Below are 23176 nucleotides of genomic sequence, written 5' to 3'. Positions count from 1 at the left end.
CTCTCGAGGGAGCGCGTTCTCCCTCGCATCTCCTTCCTGTTTGTTAGCAAAATGGCAAAAGTGTTTTCTCTTTTTGTTATTTTCATTTTTTTGTGATTGCTGTCATGCTTTCGCCACTTTAATGAATATCGCGTAATGACGCGAAGAGGTGGAGATAAGGCATGAAAATTAACTATCCGTTGCTGGCGCTGGCGATTGGCGCGTTTGGTATCGGGACAACGGAGTTCTCGCCAATGGGCTTGTTGCCAGTCATTGCGCGCGGTGTGGATGTCTCGATTCCCGCTGCCGGAATGTTAATCAGTGCCTATGCAGTTGGCGTAATGGTGGGCGCGCCGCTGATGACGCTTCTACTTTCTCATCGTGCCCGCCGCAGTGCGTTGATTTTCCTGATGGCGATTTTCACGCTTGGCAACGTACTTTCCGCCATCGCGCCGGATTATATGACCCTGATGCTTTCACGCATTTTGACCAGCCTGAATCACGGAGCATTTTTTGGTTTGGGTTCAGTCGTGGCCGCAAGCGTGGTGCCAAAACATAAACAGGCCAGCGCAGTTGCCACTATGTTTATGGGGTTAACCCTGGCAAATATCGGTGGCGTGCCGGCGGCGACCTGGTTGGGTGAAACCATCGGCTGGCGGATGTCATTTCTGGCAACGGCGGGGCTGGGAGTGATTTCAATGGTAAGTCTGTTCTTCTCATTACCTAAAGGTGGTGCAGGGGCACGACCTGAAGTGAAAAAAGAGCTGGCGGTATTAATGCGTCCGCAGGTGCTGTCTGCATTGCTGACGACGGTACTGGGAGCTGGTGCAATGTTTACCCTCTACACCTATATCTCTCCGGTACTGCAAAGTATTACCCACGCAACGCCGGTGTTCGTCACGGCAATGCTGGTGCTGATTGGTGTCGGATTCTCTATCGGTAACTATCTCGGCGGCAAACTTGCAGATCGTTCAGTTAACGGCACGTTGAAAGGCTTTTTGTTGCTGCTGATGGTGATTATGCTGGCAATCCCGTTCCTGGCCCGCAATGAGTTCGGCGCAGCTATTAGCATGGTGGTGTGGGGCGCTGCAACCTTTGCGGTCGTACCGCCGTTACAGATGCGCGTGATGCGTGTCGCCAGTGAAGCGCCAGGTCTGTCTTCATCAGTCAATATTGGTGCCTTTAATCTTGGAAATGCGCTGGGAGCAGCGGCTGGTGGTGCGGTAATTTCCGCTGGGCTGGGATACAGCTTTGTGCCGGTGATGGGGGCGATTGTCGCGGGACTGGCATTATTGCTGGTGTTTATGTCAGCCAGAAAACAACCTGAGGCAGTTTGCGTTGCCAACAGCTAATTAAACAAAAACGCAGAAGGATAACCTTCTGCGTTACAGTTGCTGGCAACGTGCGATTTATCTTGCCGGATGCGGTGTTAACGCCTCATCCGTGTTGGCATGGTAAGCGAAGCGCATCAGGCAATGCTGCATTTGCCATCAGTTATTATGCAGCGAGATTTTTCGCTACGAATTCCCAGTTCACCAGCGCCCAGAAGTGCTCCAGATAGCCAGGACGTGCATTGCGATAGTCGATGTAATAAGCGTGTTCCCAGACATCAACGGTCAGCAGCGGAGTTGCATCGGTGGTCAGTGGAGTACCCGCGTTAGAGGTTGAAACGATAGCCAGCTTGCCATCGCTGTTTTTCACCAGCCAGGTCCAGCCAGAACCAAAGTTTTTGATCGCTGCATCAGTAAACTGTGCTTTGAAATCGGCAAAGCTGCCAAAAGATGCGGCGATAGCTTCAGCGACTTTTCCAGTCGGTTCGCCACCCGCGTTCGGTGCCAGGCAGTTCCAGTAGAAAGTATGGTTCCAGACCTGAGCTGCGTTGTTGAATACGCCACCTTCAGAGCTGCGAATAATCTCTTCCAGTGATTTACCTTCAAACGCGGTACCTTTAATCAGGTTGTTCAGGTTAGTGACATAAGTCTGATGATGCTTGCCGTAGTGATACTCGATGGTTTCCGCAGAAATGTGCGGTGCCAGAGCATCTTTAGCATATGGTAGTGCAGGTAATTCGAATGACATTGCTACTCTCCTTTATTATTAATTTGCATACGTACAATAGCCTTATTGTGCGTATGGATAGGGTAGCAAATTAAAAGGTGAGACAAAAGATGAACTTACCCTGTTGCCGTAACAACAGGGTAAAGTTTTAGCGAAGTGTTTTTGGGGTCATTACCCGGCGAGCGCCAACATAGTGGCGCTGCCAGTAGTCTTCACTGAGAGAAGTGATTTGAATTTCCTGACCCGTACGCGGTGACTGAATAAATTTGCCGTTGCCGACATACACGCCGACATGATCGGCTGTACCGCGTCCCTGAGTACGGAAGAAGACCAGGTCGCCGTTTTTCAGTTCACTACGTTCGATAGGTGCTGCATCACGCAGGTGATACATTTCATTCGCCGTACGCGGAATACGAATTTTCACCAAATCTTTATAAGCGTAATAAACCAGGCCGCTGCAATCAAAACCGGTACGCGGTGAGCTGCCACCCCAACGATATGGCTTACCAATTTGCTGCATCAGTTTATTCATTGCCACTTTTGTGGCTTTTTGCACCTTCGCTTTGTGTGCGTCGGCAAGGGTTCCTGACGCGGCATTTTTGACTTTCACACAATGCGATTTATAGCCCTTACGTTTGGTACACTTTTCGGTAAAGCTGGCTGAGGCCGTTTTATTGACGACGTGTTTGCTGCGAGTTTTGGCGTTTTTAGAAGCGGTAATGGAAGATTTTTTAACGGAAGAAGCGGTTTTGCTTTTGGTCGTACTTTTACTGGCGGCTTTTTTCGCTGTTTTCTGGCTGGCTTTCTGGGTCTTTTTGGTGGTTGCCGTGCTTTTCTTTTTATCTGCTTTTTTGGTGATATGAGTGGTAGCAGAACTCTCCCTGGCTTGCTTTGAAGCATGGGCCATAGGCGTTAAAGGCAGGGTGGTAAAAAGTAAAGCACAGAGCGTGATCGAAATACGGTTTATCCGCGCCACTGAGCGTCCCTCTGTTAAGGCAGGTCTATCATGCCTGCGTCTGATTTACAAAACTTGATGATTCTAATGCATAGAAGAAGAGAAAGTTAATAGCTTTTATTGTTAAAAAATACGTTTCGTCGGCGAGCGCAAAAAAATGCAGCAGTGGAAGCTAAAAATGGTTATAAATACGCCAGTTTGCCGTGCGTCAGGGAAGAAACGAATATTTGAAATGCAACAAATAGAACAAAGGGATAAAATAGCAAAAGCGTGATGAAAATGTTATTTTCCGATGCCGCACTGACCCGCTACAATGTCAGATTACTGCCGTAAAGAAGTTTGAGGAAGCAAGACAATGAGCACCACTATCGAAAAAATCCAACGCCAGATTGCTGAAAACCCGATCCTGCTGTACATGAAAGGTTCACCGAAACTGCCGAGCTGCGGTTTCTCTGCCCAGGCAGTCCAGGCGCTTGCCGCATGTGGCGAACGTTTTGCCTATGTTGATATCCTGCAGAATCCGGACATTCGTGCGGAACTGCCGAAATATGCTAACTGGCCGACCTTCCCGCAACTGTGGGTTGACGGCGAGCTGGTCGGCGGTTGTGATATCGTGATCGAAATGTATCAGCGTGGCGAACTGCAGCAGCTGATCAAAGAAACTGCCGCTAAATACAAGTCTGAAGAGCCGGACGCTGAATAATCCGTCCTGCAATACTGACGGATGCGAACGGGCATCCGTCAGTTCTTTATCTATCCCCATTCCAGCCCTTGTGGCGAACTTGAAAATCCCGCCTCACGCAGCAGCGTAAACATCGGCGTTTGCCGGACCGGTAGGTCATTCACTTCTGTTAGCGTAAAGCGCAGCCGTGGTTCGCGACGCAGTGCGGTAGTCAGCGCGTGGAAAATCTCTGGGGCGAGTAATACCTCTTTTTCCTGCCAGACCAGCATTTTTTTGCCACCTTGCGCCAGATAGAGTAACAATTTGCCGCCAGAAACGACCACCAGCGCACCCGCCCGACGCGTTGGTATCAGCGTCGCCGGATGTGCAGGCCAGGGCAGAAGATTTCCCCATGCATTAGCCGGATCGTTGGCAGAGAGCGCCACTGGTGTATAGTGGCGCGTTTGCGTGGCTTGTGTCGCCAGATCGCGCAATCGGTCAATAGTCAGACGTTCAGCGAATTGCGCGCCACCCAGACCTTCTACAAAACGACCTCGCATAATTCGCCCGGAGTCTTCCATACTTCGACAAAGCGTTTGCATCGATGGAAACCCGCCAGGGATATTTTCGGCTATCACCGCCTGACGACTGATGATGCCGTAGCGGTCGAGCATATTTTCCGCCAGCGCCAGCATCCTTTCGGTATCGTTTAGTGGCTCCACCTGCAATAACGACCAGCGTCCAGCCAGATTTGGTGTGTTGTAAGATAGCAGCGGCGAGACGGGTTGCGCATAGACAGGACGTCCACGACGAGCCCGGTGGCTGCGACGAGTTGAGGTGCGTGTGTTGGTACTGCTGCGGGTGAGGGCGCGTAACGGTGCCCAAATGTCGCTGGTGATGACGCCTTGCCAGACCAGCGCCCATAACGCCTCTTGCAGGGCTGAGGGATCAACCGATTCGTCGATTTTATCGCGTATCCGTTGGCTGATTTGTTGTGCAAACCAGGCTCCTCCGTCAGCCAGAACCGTGACTATCGCTTGCTGCAGCGCCGAACGATTCGCCTGATTCGCTTCGGCGGGAGTGAACGATTCTGCGGCATATTCCTGTAGATGCAGTGCCACCAGACCGTCATCTTCACCCAGTTTTTTTTGCCCCGACCAGATAACCGCACCGGTTGCCAGTAATTCATCGAGCATTTCTGGCGAATAGTCGCGTACGCGGGCAGGCAGGATCTGGCTTTCCCAGAGTGAGGCGGGTAAACCGACTCCGGCAAGCTGTTCGATCACCCGCATGACGCCATCCACGCCCTCATAAACGCCTGGCGATGTTGAGGCAAAGAGTGCCGGGCTACCATCGGTGGCGGGTAATACGCCCTGACGTTCCAGCAGCAATCGCGCATAGGTCGTGGCCGCAACGGGACGTGTCGCTTCTCTGGCGACTTGCAGCGAGCGCAAACGCAGACGACGAAATACTTCATCGCTCACCCAGATGTCTTGTTGCAGATTCATCACCAGCCCCTGTTCGCGCAGTTGCTGAAGTTGCTCTTCGACAATGGCAATACCGAGACTAAACTCATGAGCCAGTTGTTCAGACGTGACCAGAGCATGAGCCCGGAGATAGCGCAGAAAGAGGTCGCGAAGCGGGTAACTGACTCGGTGCAAATAAATCTCTGGCAGTGACTCTGGTAGTCGTACGCCGAGGGCATCGCGCAGCCTGGCGGCATCATCCATACAGGCAAGACGCTCCTGCCCGCTAATCATCGTCGGGAAGATTCGTTTTACTGCAAGAAGATTTTCCAGATACGACGCAATCTCTTCACTGCTGCCTGTATGCCGTTGCGCCAGGTCATCAACGGTCATTGGCCCCAGTTCGCGCAGCAGGTCGAACATTCCCTCTTCACCTTTCGCTCTTCTGCCAGGTGCCAGCCGCTGTAACTCTTCTTCCACCTGACGAATGACTTGCGGGTCGAGTAACTCACCAGGATCAACCTGACCGAGTAGATTGCGCAGTAACTCGCTGTCCAGCGACAGTACGGATGCCCGGCGCTCTGCCAGCGGGGCGTCGCTCTGGTACATAAATTCCGCGACATAGCCGAACAATAAACTGGCGGCGAAAGGCGAAGGCGTAGTGGTCGTTACATCGGATATTTGAATTTCGCCACCGTTCAGGCGACGCATCAAACGTTCCAGCGCGGGAAGATCATAAACATCTTGCAGACATTCGCGTAGGGTTTCGAGAATGACCGGAAAATCCGGATATCCCTGAGCGATTTCCAGCAACTGACTGGCGCGCAGCCGTTGTTGCCAGAGCGGGGTGCGATGGCCCGGCGTGCGGCCCGGCATTAATAATGCCCGCGCGGCGCATTCGCGAAAACGGGCGGCGAAAAGTGCCGAGCTGCCTACCGCCTCGCGGACAATTTGCAGCAACTTTTCTGGTTCAAACAAAAAAATCGCGGCATCAGGCAATTTACCATCGGTGTCAGGAATGCGCGCAACAATGCCGTCATCACTGGCAACCACAGACGCGTCAGCGCCCCATAGTGCATGTATTCGCCCGGCAATCGCCAGCGCCCAGGGTTCATGCACCCGTCTTCCATAGGGAGAGTGCAAAATAATACGCCAGTCGCCAATTTCATCACGGCACCGTTCGAGGACCAGATGACGACTACCCGGAACGATGCCCGTCGCGTTGCGCTGCTCGTCAATCAACCCCTGAATATTGGCGATCGTATTTTCTTCTGCCAACCACGGGGGAATAGTCCCGGAAAAGAACGCGCCATCCGCCAGTAAATGGAGAAAATCGCCGATCATCTCGCCTAATTCTGCCGGACGTCCGTTACCTTCACCACGCCAGAAAGGGAGCCGGGCAGAACGACCTGGAGCAGGAGTCACAATCACCTGATCGCGGGTGATTTGCTGGATCCGCCATGAGGTAGCGCCAAGGGTGATAATATCGTTCACCCGCGACTCATACACCATCTCCTCATCCAGTTCACCCACCCGCCGCGATCCGGCTTGTTCTTCACCCTCGGGTAATAACACGCTATACATGCCACGATCCGGAATGGTGCCTCCGCTGGTCACCGCCAACAATTGAGCGCCAGGTCGGGCGGTCAATATCCCGGTCTCCCTGTTCCAGACCAGTTTTGGTCGAAAAGCAGAAAAATCGCCAGAGGGATAGCGCCCGGAAAGCATATCCAGCGTGGCGTCAAAAACACGTCTTGGCAGATCTTTCCACGGTGCGGCACGGCGTACGCGGGAGTACCATTCGTCTGCCTGTAATGCATCCATCGCCGCGGCGGCAACGGTCTGCTGCGCAAGGACGTCGAGTGGATTATGCGGTGGTGTCAGGTTTTCCAGCCTGCCTGCGAACATACACTCAACAATGACTGCGGAATCGACTAAGTCACGTCGGGTTCGGGGGAAAAAAAGCCCTTTGGAGATACCACCTACCTGGTGTCCGGCACGTCCAATGCGTTGTAACCCACTGGCAACAGAAAGCGGCGTTGCCACCTGAATTACCAGATCCACCGCGCCCATATCAATCCCCAGTTCGAGACTGGAGGTTGCGACCACGCAGCGTAATTCACCCGATTTCAGCGCCTGTTCGGTGATGGCTCGTTGTTCTTTAGACACGGAGCCGTGGTGTGAGCGGGCAATAAAAATGTCGCTACTTTGTACACGGTTAGAGGTTGCGCCGGAGGTCGACTCGAAATGGGCCGCATCAACGGCGATAGACGGGGAACGCTGTAAGCGTGCGGCGTAAAGCTCATTCAATCGTGCCGTCAGTTTTTCCGCCAGCCCGCGTGAATTAGTAAAGACAATGGTCGAGCGATGGCACAAAACTTCATCAAGGATACCCGTTTCAATATATGGCCAGATGGAGCCTTCTCGGCCGGCATGGCTGTCTTCGCCGGTGCCGCTGGCGACCGATGAGACATCATCCATATTGGCGACCGGTACGACAATCCGTATCTGCGGATGGCGCATTGCGGGCGGGTTGACTACCGTAACCGGGCGATCGCCACCAAGAAATGCTGCCACATCGCTGGCTGAGCGTACAGTGGCAGAAAGGCCAATTCGCTGTGCTGAGGTGTGGAGCAGCGCATCGAGCCGCTCCAGACTTAACGCCAGATGCGCACCACGTTTACTGCCCGCTACCGCGTGGACTTCATCAATAATTACCGTTTCGACGCCGCGTAGCGTTTCGCGCGCGCGGGAGGTCAGCATCAGATAGAGTGATTCGGGTGTGGTGATCAGAATATCCGGCGGATTACGGGTGAGTTTGCTGCGTTCCTGTGCAGGCGTATCGCCAGTACGGATCCCCACGCGAAGATTGACTTCCGTTTCGCCGCGCCGCCGCCGTTCATCGGCAATACCCTGTAACGGGATCTGCAAGTTGCGCTGAACGTCGGTGCCCAGAGCTTTGATCGGTGAAATATAGAGAATGCGTGAGGTTTTACGCTTATGCGCCTCGCGGGTATCTTCGCCGCCTTCGCGGAAGAGCTGATCGAGGGCGTAGAGAAATGCTGCCAGCGTTTTCCCGGAGCCAGTCGGTGCAATCACCAGCGCATGTTCGCCTCGCGCCGCCACATGCCAGGTTTGCGACTGGACAGCGGTCGGCTGTTTAAAGGCGCGAAGAAACCAGTCGCGGGTCGCCGGTGAAAACACGTCCGGCAGGGGCGATGAAGGGTTTAGATTATCTGCCATTAACGCTATTCCCCGTGAATATCATGCATGATTCGTGGAATAGCCTCACTATAGATGCCTGAATCATTGCATGTCATCAGGCATCGACTCGATTACACCTCTTCGGCGGCAGGTAGCGGCCAGCCTCCCAGACGTTTCCAGCGGTTGACGATTTCACAAAACAGCACAGCAGTGCGTTCGGTGTCGTACAGCGCGGAGTGCGCCTGGGTGCTGTCGAAGTCCATGCCAGCGGTCTGGCAAGCCTTTGACAATACGGTTTGTCCGAGTGCCAGCCCGGCCAGTGCAGCAGTGTCAAAAGTGGCGAAAGGGTGGAACGGGTTACGTTTCAGTGAGGCGCGTTCTGCGGCGGCCATCATAAAGCTGTGATCGAAATTGGCGTTGTGCGCCACCATAATGGCGCGGTTACAGCCGCTCGCTTTAATGCCTTTACGTACAACTTTAAAAATTTCGTGCAGCGCCTCGTATTCGCTGACTGCGCCGCGATCGGGATCGTTCGGGTCAATGCCGTTGAAGGCGAGGGCCTCTGGCTGCAAATTTGCGCCGACAAATGGTTCGACGTGGAAATGTAATGTGGTGTCCGGCATCAGCCAGCCTTGTTCATCCATTTTCAGGGTGATGGCGGCAATCTCAAGCAGCGCATCGGTTTTGGCGTTAAATCCAGCTGTTTCAACATCGATCACAACAGGATAAAAACCACGAAAACGGTCGCACAGACCGGTAAGTTGAGCGTTATCGGACATCTGATTCTCTTAATACGGATAAATTGCAGCGCGCATTATGACAAATATTACTTGTCGATGCAGTAAAGATGCGGGCGCGATGAGTTCACGCCCGGCAGGAGATTAGTTGCCCAGACCGCGACCGGCGTCTTTCTCTTCGATTAATTCAATTTTGTAGCCGTCCGGATCTTCCACAAACGCGATAACCGTAGTGCCGCCTTTTACCGGACCCGCTTCACGGGTGACGTTACCGCCGTTCTGACGGATTTTTTCGCACGCTTCAGCGGCGTTATCTACGCTAAGCGCGATGTGACCATAAGCAGTGCCGAGTTCGTATTTATCCACGCCCCAGTTGTAGGTCAGTTCAATCACCGCTTCTTCGGTTTCCGGGCCATAGCCAACAAACGCCAGTGAGTATTTGTATTCCGGGTTTTCGCTGGTACGCAGCAGTTTCATGCCCAGTACTTTGGTATAAAAATCGATGGAGCGTTGCAGATCGCCAACGCGCAGCATGGTATGAAGAAGACGCATCTTTATATCCTCAAAATGGCTAACAGATTCAAAATGTTGTTTTAGTATAGCGGCGGCTTTGCGCCGCTCGCAATGTTGGATTACAGCGTCGGGTAATCGGTATAGCCTTCCGCGCCGCCACCGTAGAAACTTTCGGCACGTTGTGGGTTAAGCTCAGCTTTGCGCTGCAAGCGGGCAACCAGATCCGGGTTCGCAATCCAGTCACGACCAAATGCCACCGCATCAATTAACCCTTTGCCGATCAGCGTTTCAGCTTTTTCTACCGTGTATGCCCCTGCGCCGATAATCGGACCGTGGAAACGGGCACGTACTTTTTCGCGGAACGCATCAGTATACGGTTCACCTCCCGCCCAATCTGGTTCTGACATATGCAGATAAGCAATGCCGCGTTTGCCCAGTTGTTCAATCAGATACAGTGCATCGGCTTCTTCATTTGGGCCATTATCCGTGTTCTGGAAAGTACCGATTGGCGAAACACGAATGCCAATGCGATCGGCACCCCATTCTTCAATCCCGGCATCGACCACTTCCAGCACCAGACGTGCGCGATTTTCCACGCTGCCGCCGTACTGATCGGTACGATGGTTTGAAGAAGGAGAAAGGAACTGATGCAGTAAATAACCGTGAGCAGAGTGTAGCTCCACCAGATCAAACCCAGCTTCACGGGCGTTAGCGATGGCCTGGCGGAAATCATTGACGATGCCCGGAATCTCTTCCCGTTCAAGTGCACGTGGCATGGATGTTTCAACGCGGATCGCCTGACCTTTTTCATCGCGCAGAGAAGTACGCGTTCCCGCGCTAAGTGCAGAAGGCGCTACCGGTGCCTGACCGCCAGGCTGCAGGCTGGCGTGAGAAATTCGCCCCGTGTGCCACAGCTGCACGGCCATATGACCATTTTCAGCATGAACGCCAGCGGTGATTTTTTTCCATGCGGCAATTTGCTCCGGACTATGGATGCCAGGCGCGCCTGCATATCCTTTTGCCTGGGCAGAAATTTGCGTGGCTTCGCTAATAATCAAACCGGCACTGGCTCGTTGGCGATAGTATTCCGCCATCAACGGGGTAGGGATGTCACCCGGTTCAATACTGCGCAGACGCGTCAGCGGTGCCATAAAAATACGGTTTGCCGCCGTGATCGCGCCCACTTTCAGTGGGGAATACAGTTTTTCAGATGACATAAAGGCTCCCGGTGGTCTGGTGATAAAAAATGCCTGCTAAACGGCAGGCGTCGCAATAATGGTTTTTACATGGGCCAGCGCGTTTTCCAGTGGCTCGAAACTGCGCGAAATTTTGGCCTGCAAATTCGCGCCAAGCCACAGTGCGTAAAGCACTTGTGCCTGTTGCAGCGGTTCGCCACAAAAGGTTAAACAATGGTTCTCACGGCCATTTTCCAGCGCCTGAGAGAGCAGGGCGATTACGCCGCGAGCCCCTTTATCCATCGCGCTGCGCATATCTTCTGACAGATCGCACACTTCGGCAGAGAGTTTTACTGTCAGGCAACCACTGATGGTTCCATGTTGGCAAAACTGGTTCAGTGTTTGCTGGTAATAAGCCAGTATGCGGTCGCGGTAGTTACCTTCGCCGGATTGCAGCAACTCCGTCAGTCGCTGGTGATATGCGGCGTAATGGCGCTCAAGCATGGCAACGCCAAACGCTTCTTTAGAGCGAAAGTAGTGATAGAAGGACCCTTTCGGCACTTCAGCCGTTTTTAGTAATTCGCTTAGCCCCATCCCGGTGAATCCACGTTGCAGGCAAAGTTGTTCGCCCGTCGCCAGGAGATGTTCGCGAGTATCATGTTCGGTGTGTTTGTTCATGTGTTGGAGTGTAGTAGACCAGTCGGTCTAGTGCAAGCAAAGTTGCTACTTTGGGCATTAACAGCTTCAATAATGGTAATAATCTTATCTGAGGAGGGCGAGGTGGCGGAGCAATTAGAGTTCTTTCCCGTCCAGAGCCCGTGCCGGGGAATTTGCCAGTCTGACGAACGCGGATTTTGTCGCGGCTGTTTTCGTAGTCGGGATGAGCGTTTTAACTGGAATAAAATGAGCGATGGCGAAAAACAAGAGGTGCTGCGCCTTTGTCGGCAGCGATTAATGCGCAAATTACGTGCAAATAAGCCAGCGTCATCAGACGAACCGGAGCAACCATCACTCTTTTGAACATAATCTTGCGTATACTCCTCTCATATCTGATAAGAGGAAGCGATTATGGTTCAGCGTATTACTATTGCGCCGCAAGGCCCGGAGTTTTCCCGTTTTGTGATGGGCTACTGGCGATTGATGGACTGGAATATGTCCGCCCGCCAGCTGGTCAGCTTTATTGAAGAGCATCTGGATCTCGGCGTAACTACCGTGGACCACGCTGATATTTATGGCGGCTATCAGTGCGAAGCAGCGTTTGGCGAGGCACTGAAACTGGCACCTCATCTGCGTGAACGGATGGAAATTGTCAGCAAATGCGGTATCGCGACGACCGCGCGTGAAGAAAATGTCATTGGTCATTATATTACTGACCGCGATCACATCATTAAGAGCGCCGAACAGTCGCTAATTAATCTTGCGACCGATTATCTGGATCTACTGTTAATCCACCGACCAGACCCGTTAATGGATGCCGATGAAGTGGCGGACGCCTTTAAACATCTGCATCAGAGCGGCAAAGTGCGCCATTTTGGCGTATCGAACTTTACGCCTGCGCAATTTGCCCTGTTGCAATCACGTCTGCCGTTTACCCTTGCCACTAATCAGGTGGAAATATCCCCGGTGCATCAGCCGTTACTGCTGGATGGCACGCTCGACCAACTGCAACAACTGCGTGTTCGTCCGATGGCGTGGTCCTGCCTTGGTGGTGGTCGTCTGTTTAATGATGATTATTTCCAGCCTCTGCGTGATGAACTGGCTGTGGTGGCGGAGGAGTTAAACGCGGGCTCTATTGAACAGGTGGTTTACGCCTGGGTTTTACGTTTACCGTCGCAGCCGCTGCCGATAATCGGCTCAGGTAAAATTGAGCGTGTACGGGCGGCTGTTGAAGCAGAAACCCTGAAAATGACTCGCCAACAATGGTTCCGTATCCGTAAAGCGGCACTGGGTTACGACGTACCGTAAGCACTTTTAGGAATAGCCGCCGTTCAAAAATGTGTCACTGGTTTACACTTATTCAGGAATGCACAATGAACGGAGGTCCTATGAAACGTTTTAGTCTGGCTATTCTGGCGCTGGTTGTTGCTACCGGCGCGCAAGCTGCCAGTGAAAAAGTCGAGATGAACCTCGTCACGTCGCAAGGGGTTGGGCAGTCAATTGGTAGCGTCACCATTACTGAAACCGATAAAGGTCTGGAGTTTTCGCCCGATCTGAAAGCATTACCCCCCGGTGAACATGGCTTCCATATTCATGCCAAAGGAAGCTGCCAGCCAGCCACCAAAGATGGCAAAGCCACAGCGGCAGAATCCGCAGGCGGGCATCTTGATCCACAAAATACCGGTAAACATGAAGGGCCAGAAGGTGCCGGGCATTTAGGCGATCTGCCTGCGCTGGTTGTCAATAATGACGGCAAAGCAACCGATGCCGTCATCGCGCCTCGTCTGAAATCACTGGATCAAGTCAAAGATAAAGCGCTGATGATCCACGTTGGTGGCGATAATATGTCCGATCAACCTAAACCGCTGGGCGGTGGCGGTGAACGCTATGCCTGCGGTGTAATTAAGTAATTAAGAGGCCAGCGTACCTTGCGGCGGTGCTTGCTCAAGTTGCGAAAGCGAGCAGTACAGCCGCCAGACAATTGCCGCCAGCTCACGGGCGGCAGGTTGATGATGACAGGCAAGGCTGTCGCAAATTCGCTGTAATTCTGCAAGTGTGGCCGCCAGTGATTTTTGCTGAACGCCACGCTCACTCATCACTCCGCGCAACAGTGAAATACAGTTATCTCGTACTCGCGATAACGGATCGGAACGCGATTCCCAGTCGCGCAATTGCCAGACAACATGAGAACAGTTCAGCAGCACTACACCCCAGCGTAATAACCAACGGCGAGCCAGCGCATCCTGGCTGTTACTTAACTGACTGACGTGATGATAAGTGAGTGATTCAAAATCGCTTTCACTCAGTGTTGGATGGCGGCTTAGTTGGTCGACAAAATCCCGGCGCAGTGCGCGAATATGACGACGGCTTTTACGAGCGTCAGACCCAGGTCGCAGAATGGCGAACGCTAGCCACGCCAGCGCTACGCCAACAATTTTTGCCAGATTATCATTAAGAAAATCAGCGAAATCATACACCGGAGGATTAGTGACAGCGATAAACGACCCCATAAATACAATCAGTTGTCCCCAAAGCGCGGCAAATTTGGGCATCTGCAATTTAAGAAGCTGCATTGTCGCCAGTAGTGGGAAGAGAAACAGTAAAAATTGCCACAGATCGCTAATCTGAACCATCAGGCCAAATTTGACCACAAAGCTAAATAGCGAAAGTAACACTAGCGTGCGCATTAGCAGTGACAAGGACTTAAACGGTGCCGTGACGGCGGAGTAGAGTACGCAGCTAATTGCGGCCAGTGTTAATGCATTGGCACCGGCATCCCATTGTGAAGCGATACTCCATGCGCCAATTATCATCAATGTACAAAATGTTCGTAGTCCGCTCCACATAGCTTCGGCGTTATCGGTATGACGTGCCAGGCCGGATGTCCGTGGGAGTTTGGCATGATCATCTACGCCGCTTTGCAGACGATGTAATTCCTGACTGCTTTGCAGATAAAGATGGCAAAAATAGCGTAGTCGCTGCCAGAAGGCGACGTGCCGGTAGTCGGCGACGTTGGTCGGGCGTAGCGGGGCAATAATACGTGCGACGGTGTAAACATCTGTTTGCGAACTGGCGAGCGCGGTCTGCAACTGTTCGAGAATTTCTCGTGTGGCACCTGGCGGTGAGGGCCAGTTGAGCAACATACGTCGCAGGCTGGAAATGACGCTGGTCATACGTAATTGCTGGTGGAGCAGCGCATTAAGGCGCGCGTTTTGCTGGCGAAAACGATAGTGACTCCAGAAAGCCTGGATTCGTAGCAAATTCATGGTCAGTATCTGCCCAATCACCCCTTCATGCGCTGTACGAATGGCATCGGTTGTTTCAGGTTGCCAGAGCAAACTGGCATGTTCCAGTAATCGGGCATGCATGTTTTTCAATGCGGTTAAAAGGGCCGTAGCATCGGAACTGCTCGGCAGGATCATCATCATCATGCCACCGCACAAAATACCGACTATCACCTCGCAAACGCGCGCCTGAGCAATATCCCACAGCTGGCTGGCCTCAGTAATATTGACCATCGGAAAGGCGATGATGGCAGCCGTGTAACCCGCCAGTTGAAATGCATACGCGACGTTATTCGTGAAGTGCGCACAGGCCCAGGTACAAAAGCCAATCCATGCTGACATACTCAATAGAAAAAACCACGGCTCGTTGAGCGTATGTCCGGCAAGAAGCAATGCCGCGATGGCTCCCAGCAAACTACCCGCGATGCGTCCGAGGCTTTTGCTGATCACACCGCCAACGGTGGGGAAGCTAACCACCGCTGCCGAGGTCATCGCCCAATAGGGCTCATCGAGATTTAAATAATAGGCAACTGTCAGCGCCAGACACATGGCAAGGGTATTACGTAACGCATAACGCCATTGCGCCAGCGTTGCCCTGAACCAGGGCAAATTGCGCAAGGACCATGACGATGCGTTCATTATTCACCTACGGCAATGCTACAGGTGGTGCCCGACACCAGCGTGACATCGCCTGGGACTTTGTCCAGCGCAAAGCGGACCGGAACACGTTGGGCGAGGCGAACCCAGGGGACGTTAGGTTTCACATCCGGAATAAGGCTTGAGTCACTTTCAACGCTCTGATCATAAATCGCCCGACCGATACTGGAAACGTGACCCTGTAACGTTTTGTTATCACTATAGAGGGTAATTTGTGCTGGTGCCCCTTCACGGATATGGCGCAATTTGGTTTCTTCAAAATAACCAATGACGTAAAACGAGTGGCTGTCGACAAGGGCAAACAGCGGTTTCCCGGTGTCAGCGTAATCGCCGATGCGGGTAGTAAGATTAGTCACCCATCCGCTCACCGGGGCGCGAATTTCCGTTTGCGCCAGTTGCCATTGTGCCTGTTTCAACGTCGCCTGTGCGGCATCAACACTGGCCTGCATCGCTTTAACATTGAGGTTAGCGGTATCGAGTTCTTCGGCAGAAATAAAATTTTGTGAGAGATGGCGACGACGATTCGCTTCGTTATTGGCTTTTGCGAGGTCAGATTGCGCTTTCGCCAGCTGAGCCTGTGCGTTCAGCTCGGCGATCTGAAAGGGCGTTTTATCGATCGTGAGCAGAAGATCCCCCGCGTTAACCAGCTGGTTGTCTTTTATATTCAGCTCAACAATACGTCCCGACACCTGTGGGGTGATAGAAACCTGTTCTGCGCGTATTTTCCCGTCGCGTGTCCACGGAGATTGCATGTAATAATTCCACAGCCACCATCCGGCAAGAACCGCAACTACCGCTACAATGATTGTTGAGAAATACTTAATTGTTTTAATTGACATAGTTACCACGCAATCAGTATTGCCAGGGAAAGGCAAACGCAAATCGCAAACAGCGATAAATCCATTAACAAGGGATGCCAGATGTCACCGGCGTAGATCCAGCCACGAAGCAGGCGGTGTACGACAAGCCAGATGACGAATCCAAACGCGAAGGCTTTGAAAAACGGAGGAAAGTAGACGGACGCACCGAACACCAGATCTTGTAAGGGCAATCCTGTTGCATTGAGCATAAACTTCACAAAGTAGATTCCTTTACGACCGAATATATTGCGTTAGATTAATAAATATTCTTTAAGTGCGAAAAATTTACGCGCAATTTCTGAAAAATATGTCTGACGGTAACCAAATGCAGCAATACATTTGTTTTAGCAATACAATTGCTGCACACTATTCTAAAAGCCGCATAATATCTTAGCAAGCTAATTATAAGGAGATGAAATTGGAATCGCCACTAGGTTCTGATCTGGCACGGTTGGTGCGCATATGGCGTGCTCTGATAGACCATCGCCTGAAACCGCTGGAGTTAACACAAACCCATTGGGTTACGTTACACAATATCCATCAGTTACCTCCAGACCAGTCGCAAATTCAACTGGCAAAAGCGATTGGCATCGAGCAGCCATCACTGGTCCGTACTCTGGACCAACTGGAAGAAAAAGGGTTAATTTCGCGTCAAACTTGTGCCAGCGATCGTCGGGCTAAACGTATTAAACTGACGGAAAAGGCAGAGCCGCTGATCAGCGAAATGGAAGCTGTTATTAACAAAACCCGCGCGGAAATTTTACATGGCATCTCCGCAGAGGAACTGGAACAACTGATTAAGCTCATCGCAAAACTTGAGCATAATATCATTGAGTTACAGGCCAAAGGGTGAAATAAAGGGGGCGTGTGGTCAGTAACCTGACCACACGCAAACTTATTTAGCGCGGGGAAACGGTCACCTGACTGCCATTGCTGGCCAGTACGACACGTTGGCCCGGAGAGAAACGAGTGTTGCCTTGTTTCTGTACCACCATGATGGTATTACCATCGTCTTTACGAATTTCCAGCTCGACACCCTGCGTTTTGTTCATTGCACTCTGTACGCCCTGACCGGCTACGCCACCTGCAACAGCGCCTGCTGCAGTAGCCAGAGAACGCCCGGTTCCGCCACCAACAGTATTCCCCAGGAAACCGCCAAGAACAGCACCGCCAATTGCGCCGATAACGTTGGAATCATCACCGCCCTGAATCTGTACCGGACGTACGTTAACGATGGTGCCATAGCTGACATTCTGTACTTGTTTCGCTTCAGAAGCGGTATAAACATCCCCTGACAGGGTGTCGTTATTAACACAACCGACAAGAGACAGACCTACCATTGAAACAACCAATACGCGTTTAATCATTGAAAAATCTCCTGTTCACCATGAAACGCCACGCAAGCATCCCTCATGGTCAAAGTATATGGCATATGTGAATCCATGGTTACATGTTCTACCAAATATGAGCAAATCATAATGAAAGTAGGATCAACCAATTATAAACAAAACATTCATGATGATTATTGATTTGAAGATAATGTTTTACTACCAACGGTAAAAATCGGTCATTCCGCATGGTATTCACGAAAAGTTTATGTTTGAGTGGTGCGCAAACGTCAGATTGAAAAAGGATGAACTATGAAATCGGGCCGCTTTATTGGCGTTATGTCAGGCACCAGCCTTGATGGTGTTGATGTTGTGTTGGCGACAATTGATGAACACCGGGTCGCACAGCTGGCAAGTTTGAGCTGGCCGATCCCGGTGTCTCTGAAACAGGCTGTACTGGATATTTGCCAGGGCCAGCAGCTTACACTTTCGCAGTTTGGACAGCTTGATACTCAACTCGGGCGACTTTTTGCTGATGCGGTCAATGCCTTGCTTAAGGAACAAAACCTGCAGGCGAAAGATATCGTTGCGATCGGCTGTCACGGCCAAACCGTCTGGCATGAACCGACGGGCGTGGCACCACACACTTTACAGATTGGCGATAACAATCAAATTGTGGCACGCACCGGAATTACGGTTGTCGGTGATTTTCGCCGTCGCGATATTGCCTTGGGAGGACAAGGCGCACCGCTGGTACCTGCGTTCCATCATGCGCTGCTGGCTCACCCAACCGAGCGACGAATGGTGCTCAATATTGGTGGCATTGCCAATCTGTCACTGCTCATTCCTGGGCAGCCGGTAGGGGGCTACGATACCGGCCCTGGTAACATGCTGATGGATGCCTGGATCTGGCGTCAGGCAGGTAAACCTTACGATAAAGATGCCGAGTGGGCACGGGCGGGTAAAGTCATTCTCCCACTGCTGCAAAATATGCTTAGCGACCCGTATTTCTCGCAACCTGCACCGAAAAGCACCGGACGCGAATACTTTAACTACGGTTGGCTGGAGCGCCATTTGCGCCATTTTCCGGGTGTTGATCCCCGAGATGTACAGGCGACACTGGCAGAACTCACCGCCGTGACCATTTCTGAACAAGTTTTGTTGAGCGGTGGCTGCGAACGATTGATGGTATGTGGTGGAGGAAGTCGTAATCCGCTACTCATGGCGCGTCTGGCGGCATTACTGCCAGGCATAGAAGTCACCACCACCGATGCCGTTGGCATTAGTGGCGATGACATGGAAGCATTGGCTTTCGCCTGGCTTGCCTGGCGGACGCTGGCGGGATTACCAGGAAATCTGCCTTCCGTCACTGGCGCAAGCCAGGAGACGGTACTGGGGGCTATTTTCCCCGCTAACCTGTGATATCAGAGTTAACTGAATTTTTCTTACCGCGTCTGCCGTTACACTTGGAACGTTAGGGAGGGCGTATTGCCCTCCAGACCAGGAAAGTCTTCGGGATATGTCTATGAAAAAACTGTTACTGATCTGTTTGCCGGTCCTTCTCACCGGCTGTAGCGCGTTCAATCAACTGGTTGAGCGCATGCAAACCGATACGCTGGAATACCAGTGTGATGAAAAACCGTTGACGGTCAAACTGAATAATCCGCGCCAGGAAGTCAGTTTTGTTTACGATAATCAACTACTGCATCTCAAACAGGGCATTTCTGCGTCTGGTGCACGTTACACCGACGGGATCTATGTTTTCTGGTCGAAAGGCGAGGAAGCGACTGTCTATAAACGCGACCGCATCGTCTTGAATAACTGTCAGTTACAAAATCCACAGCGTTGAGATTTTTCCAGGGGCGGCGCACAATAGCGTCACCCACTGACAATCCGTAAAGAAAACCATGTCTGATAACGACGAATTGCAGCAAATCGCGCATCTGCGCCGTGAATACACCAAAGGCGGATTACGCCGCCGCGATCTTCCCGCCGATCCATTAACCCTTTTTGAACGCTGGCTCTCTCAGGCGTGTGAAGCCAAACTGGCGGACCCTACCGCGATGGTGGTCGCTACCGTGGATGAACATGGTCAGCCTTATCAGCGCATCGTTTTACTCAAACATTACGACGAAAAAGGCATGGTGTTTTACACCAACCTCGGCAGCCGTAAAGCACATCAAATCGAAAATAATCCGCGCGTTAGCCTGCTGTTCCCGTGGCATACCCTTGAGCGCCAGGTGATGGTGATCGGTAAAGCGGAACGACTTTCGACTCTCGAAGTGATGAAATATTTTCATAGTCGCCCACGTGATAGCCAGATTGGTGCATGGGTTTCGAAGCAGTCCAGTCGCATTTCTGCCCGCGGTATCCTTGAAAGTAAATTCCTGGAGCTGAAGCAGAAGTTTCAACAGGGCGAAGTGCCATTGCCGAGTTTTTGGGGCGGTTTTCGCGTCAGCCTTGAACAGATTGAGTTCTGGCAGGGCGGTGAGCATCGCCTGCATGACCGCTTTTTGTACCAGCGTGAAAATGATGCGTGGAAGATTGATCGTCTTGCCCCCTGAAAAGATGCAAAAATCTTGCTTTAATCGCTGGTACTCCTGATTCTGGCACTTTATTCTATGTCTCTTTCGCATCTGGCGAAAAGTCGTGTACCGGCAAAGGTGCAGTCGTTATATACATGGAGATTTTGATGGCAAGCAGTAACTTGATTAAACAATTGCAAGAGCGGGGGCTGGTAGCCCAGGTGACGGACGAGGAAGCGTTAGCAGAGCGACTGGCGCAAGGCCCGATCGCGCTCTATTGCGGCTTCGATCCTACCGCTGACAGCTTGCATTTGGGGCATCTTGTTCCATTGTTATGCCTGAAACGCTTCCAGCAGGCGGGCCACAAGCCGGTTGCGCTGGTAGGCGGCGCGACGGGTCTGATTGGCGACCCGAGCTTCAAAGCTGCCGAGCGTAAGCTGAACACTGAAGAAACTGTTCAGGAGTGGGTGGACAAAATCCGCAAGCAGGTTGCCCCGTTCCTCGATTTCGACTGTGGAGAAAACTCTGCTATCGCGGCGAACAACTATGACTGGTTCGGCAATATGAATGTGCTGACCTTCCTGCGCGATATTGGCAAACACTTCTCCGTCAACCAGATGATCAACAAAGAAGCGGTTAAGCAGCGTCTCAACCGTGAAGATCAGGGGATTTCGTTCACTGAGTTTTCCTACAACCTGTTGCAGGGTTATGACTTCGCCTGTCTGAACAAACAGTACGGTGTGGTGCTGCAAATTGGTGGTTCTGACCAGTGGGGTAACATCACTTCTGGTATCGACCTGACCCGTCGTCTGCATCAGAATCAGGTGTTTGGCCTGACCGTTCCGCTGATCACCAAAGCAGACGGCACCAAATTTGGTAAAACTGAAGGCGGCGCAGTCTGGTTAGATCCGAAGAAAACCAGCCCGTACAAATTCTACCAGTTCTGGATCAACACTGCGGATGCCGACGTTTACCGCTTCCTGAAGTTCTTCACCTTTATGAGCATTGAAGAGATCAACGCCCTGGAAGAAGAAGATAAAAACAGTGGTAAAGCACCGCGCGCCCAGTATGTACTGGCGGAACAGGTGACTCGTCTGGTTCACGGTGAAGAAGGTTTGCAGGCGGCAAAACGTATTACCGAATGCCTGTTCAGCGGTTCCTTGAGTGCGCTGAGTGAAGCGGACTTCGAACAGCTGGCGCAGGACGGCGTACCGATGGTTGAGATGGAAAAAGGCGCAGACCTGATGCAGGCGCTGGTCGATTCTGAACTGCAACCTTCCCGTGGTCAGGCGCGTAAAACTATCGCCTCCAATGCCATCACCATTAACGGTGAAAAACAGTCCGATCCTGAATACTTCTTTAAAGAAGAAGATCGTCTGTTTGGTCGTTTTACCTTACTGCGTCGCGGCAAAAAGAATTACTGTCTGATTTGCTGGAAATAATGCATTAAGTGGAAAGGGGGAGTGAGAAATCACTCCCCCTGGTTTTTATACAGGGAACATGATGAAAAATATTCTCGCTATCCAGTCTCACGTTGTTTATGGTCATGCGGGTAACAGTGCGGCAGAGTTTCCGATGCGCCGCCTGGGCGCGAACGTCTGGCCGTTGAACACCGTTCAATTTTCTAATCACACTCAATACGGCAAATGGACTGGCTGCGTGATGCCGCCCAGCCATTTAACCGAAATTGTGCAAGGCATTGCCGCCATTGATAAATTACACACCTGTGATGCCGTATTAAGTGGCTATCTGGGTTCGGCGGAGCAGGGTGAACATATCCTCGGTATCGTTCGTCAGGTGAAAGCAGCGAATCCGCAGGCGAAATATTTTTGCGATCCGGTAATGGGTCATCCGGAAAAAGGCTGTATCGTTGCACCGGGTGTCGCAGAGTTTCATGTGCGTCACGGTTTGCCTGCCAGCGATATCATTGCGCCGAATCTGGTTGAGCTAGAGATACTCTGTGAGCATCCGGTAAATAACGTCGAAGAAGCGGTTCTGGCAGCGCGTGAACTCATTGCGCAAGGGCCACAAATTGTGTTGGTTAAACACCTGGCGCGGGCTGGCTACAGCCGTGACCGTTTTGAAATGCTGCTGGTTACCGCCGATGAAGCCTGGCATATCAGCCGTCCGCTGGTGGATTTTGGTATGCGCCAACCGGTAGGTGTCGGTGATGTGACGAGCGGTTTACTGCTGGTGAAACTGCTTCAGGGGGCAACGCTGCAGGAGGCCCTGGAACATGTGACCGCTGCAGTATACGAAATCATGGTGACCACCAAAGCAATGCAGGAATATGAGCTGCAAGTGGTTGCTGCTCAGGATCGTATTGCCAAACCAGAACATTATTTCAGCGCAACAAAGCTCTGAAATATCTCATTTCGGCCCACAACAACCTGTGGGCCGATGGCTATTACTTTAAGCCTTCCGCTGACAGCGCGTCTTGTACTTCCGGACGTTCAGCCATACGTTGCATAAATGCCGCGATGTGCTCTAACCCTTCCAGATTCAGTTTCACCGCGTATGCCCAGCGCAGAACCGTAAACAGATAGGCATCGGCAATCGTAAATCGTTGCCCGCAGATCCAGTGCTCATCCTTCAGTGCATCGTTCACATATTGCAGCTTCTTCTCCAGCTGCGCGCGAACTGTTGGTTTGTACTCTTCCGGTGTATCAGGGCGAAACAGAGGTGTGAAGCCTTTATGCAGCTCGGTGGCGATGTAATTCAGCCATTCGATGGTTTTATAGCGGGAAATACTGTTTACCGGTGCCAGCAACTGGCGGTCGGGGACGCTGTCGGCAAGATACTGCATAATTGCTACGCCTTCCGTCAGCAAAGTACCATCGTCCAGCAGCAATGCAGGCACCTGTCCCTTAGGGTTAACGGCAAAGTAATCGTCACCGTTTTCGAGACGTTTTTTCATTAAATCCACACTGACGAGCGTAAAATCCTTTCCGCTCTCACGCAGGGTGATATGGGAAGCGAGAGAGCAGGCGCCCGGTTTGTAGAACAATTTCATCGGTAACTCCTTTTGTCTGTGGTTTAAAGTATGGTAGTGCGTTGCTGAACAAAAAAAAAGCCGCTAACGAAAAGTTAGCGGCTTGTAAAAGAGTTTCCCTGAAT

At 51.9% G+C, this 23176-nt stretch carries 23 protein-coding genes; 11 read left to right on the top strand and 12 right to left on the bottom strand.

Features of this window, described 5'->3' with window-relative positions; all coding sequences use genetic code 11:
- The first annotated feature begins 161 nt into the window (after positions 1–161).
- The gene (locus tag AACU19_RS05815; RefSeq protein ID WP_000701039.1) at positions 162–1331 is read left to right on the top strand and encodes an MFS transporter; all 1170 of its coding nucleotides are present in this window, start codon (positions 162–164) and stop codon (positions 1329–1331) included.
- A gap of 145 nt (positions 1332–1476) precedes the next feature.
- Here the strand turns inward: AACU19_RS05815 and sodB are convergent, their stop codons facing one another.
- The gene (gene sodB / locus AACU19_RS05810; protein ID WP_000007283.1) at positions 1477–2058 is read right to left on the bottom strand and encodes a superoxide dismutase [Fe]; all 582 of its coding nucleotides are present in this window, start codon (positions 2056–2058) and stop codon (positions 1477–1479) included.
- 127 nt (positions 2059–2185) lie between these two features.
- On the bottom strand, positions 2186–3013 hold the full coding sequence (gene mepH, locus AACU19_RS05805) for a peptidoglycan DD-endopeptidase MepH (RefSeq protein ID WP_000101187.1): 828 nt from the start codon (positions 3011–3013) through the stop codon (positions 2186–2188).
- Between the two features lie 334 nt (positions 3014–3347).
- Here mepH and grxD point away from each other — a divergent pair, with 334 nt between their 5' ends.
- Complete coding sequence (grxD, locus tag AACU19_RS05800; protein ID WP_000108172.1) at positions 3348–3695, top strand: monothiol glutaredoxin 4; 348 nt, start codon at positions 3348–3350, stop codon at positions 3693–3695.
- Positions 3696–3745: 50 nt separating this feature from the next.
- On the opposite strand, the gene AACU19_RS05795 is transcribed toward grxD, so the two are convergent.
- From AACU19_RS05795 to nemR, 5 genes are all read right to left on the bottom strand, one after another.
- Complete coding sequence (locus tag AACU19_RS05795; RefSeq protein ID WP_105278798.1) at positions 3746–8362, bottom strand: ATP-dependent helicase; 4617 nt, start codon at positions 8360–8362, stop codon at positions 3746–3748.
- Positions 8363–8454: 92 nt separating this feature from the next.
- The gene (gene rnt / locus AACU19_RS05790) at positions 8455–9102 is read right to left on the bottom strand and encodes a ribonuclease T (RefSeq protein WP_001282281.1); all 648 of its coding nucleotides are present in this window, start codon (positions 9100–9102) and stop codon (positions 8455–8457) included.
- Between the two features lie 102 nt (positions 9103–9204).
- The gene (gene gloA, locus AACU19_RS05785) at positions 9205–9612 is read right to left on the bottom strand and encodes a lactoylglutathione lyase (protein WP_001237796.1); all 408 of its coding nucleotides are present in this window, start codon (positions 9610–9612) and stop codon (positions 9205–9207) included.
- Positions 9613–9692: 80 nt separating this feature from the next.
- Positions 9693–10790, bottom strand: coding sequence for an N-ethylmaleimide reductase (gene nemA / locus AACU19_RS05780; RefSeq protein ID WP_000093576.1), 1098 nt, complete (start codon positions 10788–10790; stop codon positions 9693–9695).
- Between the two features lie 36 nt (positions 10791–10826).
- Positions 10827–11426 carry a DNA-binding transcriptional regulator NemR gene (gene nemR / locus AACU19_RS05775; protein ID WP_001032937.1) on the bottom strand — a complete coding sequence of 200 codons (600 nt, stop codon included), beginning with the start codon at positions 11424–11426 and terminating at the stop codon, positions 10827–10829.
- 102 nt (positions 11427–11528) lie between these two features.
- Between nemR and AACU19_RS05770 the strand changes: the two genes are divergently transcribed.
- The 3 genes from AACU19_RS05770 (at position 11529) to sodC (ending at position 13315) form a co-directional block, all read left to right on the top strand.
- Positions 11529–11768 carry a DUF1289 domain-containing protein gene (locus tag AACU19_RS05770; protein ID WP_000840481.1) on the top strand — a complete coding sequence of 80 codons (240 nt, stop codon included), beginning with the start codon at positions 11529–11531 and terminating at the stop codon, positions 11766–11768.
- Between the two features lie 48 nt (positions 11769–11816).
- Positions 11817–12713 carry an aldo/keto reductase gene (locus AACU19_RS05765; RefSeq protein ID WP_000250667.1) on the top strand — a complete coding sequence of 299 codons (897 nt, stop codon included), beginning with the start codon at positions 11817–11819 and terminating at the stop codon, positions 12711–12713.
- Positions 12714–12793: 80 nt separating this feature from the next.
- Positions 12794–13315 (top strand): superoxide dismutase [Cu-Zn] SodC, encoded by a 522-nt coding sequence (gene sodC, locus AACU19_RS05760; RefSeq protein WP_001353183.1) that lies wholly within the window; start codon positions 12794–12796, stop codon positions 13313–13315.
- On the opposite strand, the gene AACU19_RS05755 is transcribed toward sodC, so the two are convergent.
- Genes AACU19_RS05755 through AACU19_RS05745 form a run of 3 tightly spaced genes read right to left on the bottom strand, consistent with a single transcriptional unit; the run spans position 13316 to position 16424 of the window.
- Entirely contained in the window at positions 13316–15328 is a 2013-nt protein-coding gene (locus AACU19_RS05755) for an FUSC family protein (protein ID WP_105278797.1), read from the bottom strand.
- Positions 15328–16185: an efflux RND transporter periplasmic adaptor subunit gene (locus AACU19_RS05750; protein ID WP_024212231.1), complete on the bottom strand. Its 858-nt coding sequence runs from the start codon at positions 16183–16185 to the stop codon at positions 15328–15330. Before AACU19_RS05750 ends, AACU19_RS05755 begins: the two co-directional genes overlap by 1 nt.
- A gap of 2 nt (positions 16186–16187) precedes the next feature.
- Positions 16188–16424 (bottom strand): DUF1656 domain-containing protein, encoded by a 237-nt coding sequence (locus AACU19_RS05745; RefSeq protein ID WP_000670999.1) that lies wholly within the window; start codon positions 16422–16424, stop codon positions 16188–16190.
- Between the two features lie 200 nt (positions 16425–16624).
- On the opposite strand from AACU19_RS05745, the gene slyA reads away from it, so the two are divergent.
- A complete protein-coding gene (gene slyA, locus AACU19_RS05740; protein WP_000445640.1) occupies positions 16625–17059 on the top strand; it encodes a transcriptional regulator SlyA in 435 nt (144 codons plus the stop codon).
- A 46-nt stretch (positions 17060–17105) separates the two neighbouring features.
- Here slyA and slyB read toward each other — a convergent pair whose 3' ends face one another.
- A complete protein-coding gene (gene slyB / locus AACU19_RS05735) occupies positions 17106–17573 on the bottom strand; it encodes an outer membrane lipoprotein SlyB (protein WP_000597196.1) in 468 nt (155 codons plus the stop codon).
- Positions 17574–17846: 273 nt separating this feature from the next.
- Here slyB and anmK point away from each other — a divergent pair, with 273 nt between their 5' ends.
- The 5 genes from anmK to pdxY all read left to right on the top strand — a co-directional run bounded on the left by anmK (position 17847) and on the right by pdxY (position 22423).
- A complete protein-coding gene (anmK, locus tag AACU19_RS05730; RefSeq protein ID WP_105276982.1) occupies positions 17847–18956 on the top strand; it encodes an anhydro-N-acetylmuramic acid kinase in 1110 nt (369 codons plus the stop codon).
- Positions 18957–19053: 97 nt separating this feature from the next.
- Positions 19054–19383: a C-type lysozyme inhibitor gene (mliC, locus tag AACU19_RS05725; protein ID WP_000061974.1), complete on the top strand. Its 330-nt coding sequence runs from the start codon at positions 19054–19056 to the stop codon at positions 19381–19383.
- A 58-nt stretch (positions 19384–19441) separates the two neighbouring features.
- Positions 19442–20098, top strand: coding sequence for a pyridoxamine 5'-phosphate oxidase (gene pdxH / locus AACU19_RS05720; protein ID WP_001282319.1), 657 nt, complete (start codon positions 19442–19444; stop codon positions 20096–20098).
- A 128-nt stretch (positions 20099–20226) separates the two neighbouring features.
- A complete protein-coding gene (tyrS, locus tag AACU19_RS05715; protein WP_001295400.1) occupies positions 20227–21501 on the top strand; it encodes a tyrosine--tRNA ligase in 1275 nt (424 codons plus the stop codon).
- Between the two features lie 61 nt (positions 21502–21562).
- A complete protein-coding gene (pdxY, locus tag AACU19_RS05710; protein WP_001302086.1) occupies positions 21563–22423 on the top strand; it encodes a pyridoxal kinase PdxY in 861 nt (286 codons plus the stop codon).
- 43 nt (positions 22424–22466) lie between these two features.
- On the opposite strand, the gene gstA is transcribed toward pdxY, so the two are convergent.
- A complete protein-coding gene (gstA, locus tag AACU19_RS05705; RefSeq protein WP_000765742.1) occupies positions 22467–23072 on the bottom strand; it encodes a glutathione transferase GstA in 606 nt (201 codons plus the stop codon).
- Positions 23073–23176 lie beyond the last annotated feature (104 nt).

Origin of the sequence: Escherichia sp. MOD1-EC4550 (genome assembly GCF_963876935.1) — a bacterium.
Taxonomy (GTDB): Bacteria; Pseudomonadota; Gammaproteobacteria; order Enterobacterales; family Enterobacteriaceae; genus Escherichia; species Escherichia coli_F.
Note: the sequence above shows the minus strand (reverse complement) of the source record. Positions and strands in the feature narration are given on the sequence as shown.

Coding starts and splice junctions, on each gene's coding strand:
- pdxY (WP_001302086.1), top strand. CDS start 21,563: ATGAAAAATATTCTCGCTATCCAGTCTCACGTTGTTTATGGTCATGCG.
- AACU19_RS05795 (WP_105278798.1), bottom strand. CDS start 8,362: ATGGCAGATAATCTAAACCCTTCATCGCCCCTGCCGGACGTGTTTTCA.
- AACU19_RS05815 (WP_000701039.1), top strand. CDS start 162: ATGAAAATTAACTATCCGTTGCTGGCGCTGGCGATTGGCGCGTTTGGT.
- AACU19_RS05750 (WP_024212231.1), bottom strand. CDS start 16,185: ATGTCAATTAAAACAATTAAGTATTTCTCAACAATCATTGTAGCGGTA.
- grxD (WP_000108172.1), top strand. CDS start 3,348: ATGAGCACCACTATCGAAAAAATCCAACGCCAGATTGCTGAAAACCCG.
- AACU19_RS05765 (WP_000250667.1), top strand. CDS start 11,817: ATGGTTCAGCGTATTACTATTGCGCCGCAAGGCCCGGAGTTTTCCCGT.
- gstA (WP_000765742.1), bottom strand. CDS start 23,072: ATGAAATTGTTCTACAAACCGGGCGCCTGCTCTCTCGCTTCCCATATC.
- tyrS (WP_001295400.1), top strand. CDS start 20,227: ATGGCAAGCAGTAACTTGATTAAACAATTGCAAGAGCGGGGGCTGGTA.
- anmK (WP_105276982.1), top strand. CDS start 17,847: ATGAAATCGGGCCGCTTTATTGGCGTTATGTCAGGCACCAGCCTTGAT.
- sodB (WP_000007283.1), bottom strand. CDS start 2,058: ATGTCATTCGAATTACCTGCACTACCATATGCTAAAGATGCTCTGGCA.
- mliC (WP_000061974.1), top strand. CDS start 19,054: ATGTCTATGAAAAAACTGTTACTGATCTGTTTGCCGGTCCTTCTCACC.
- sodC (WP_001353183.1), top strand. CDS start 12,794: ATGAAACGTTTTAGTCTGGCTATTCTGGCGCTGGTTGTTGCTACCGGC.
- AACU19_RS05755 (WP_105278797.1), bottom strand. CDS start 15,328: ATGAACGCATCGTCATGGTCCTTGCGCAATTTGCCCTGGTTCAGGGCA.
- nemA (WP_000093576.1), bottom strand. CDS start 10,790: ATGTCATCTGAAAAACTGTATTCCCCACTGAAAGTGGGCGCGATCACG.
- gloA (WP_001237796.1), bottom strand. CDS start 9,612: ATGCGTCTTCTTCATACCATGCTGCGCGTTGGCGATCTGCAACGCTCC.
- nemR (WP_001032937.1), bottom strand. CDS start 11,426: ATGAACAAACACACCGAACATGATACTCGCGAACATCTCCTGGCGACG.
- pdxH (WP_001282319.1), top strand. CDS start 19,442: ATGTCTGATAACGACGAATTGCAGCAAATCGCGCATCTGCGCCGTGAA.
- slyB (WP_000597196.1), bottom strand. CDS start 17,573: ATGATTAAACGCGTATTGGTTGTTTCAATGGTAGGTCTGTCTCTTGTC.
- rnt (WP_001282281.1), bottom strand. CDS start 9,102: ATGTCCGATAACGCTCAACTTACCGGTCTGTGCGACCGTTTTCGTGGT.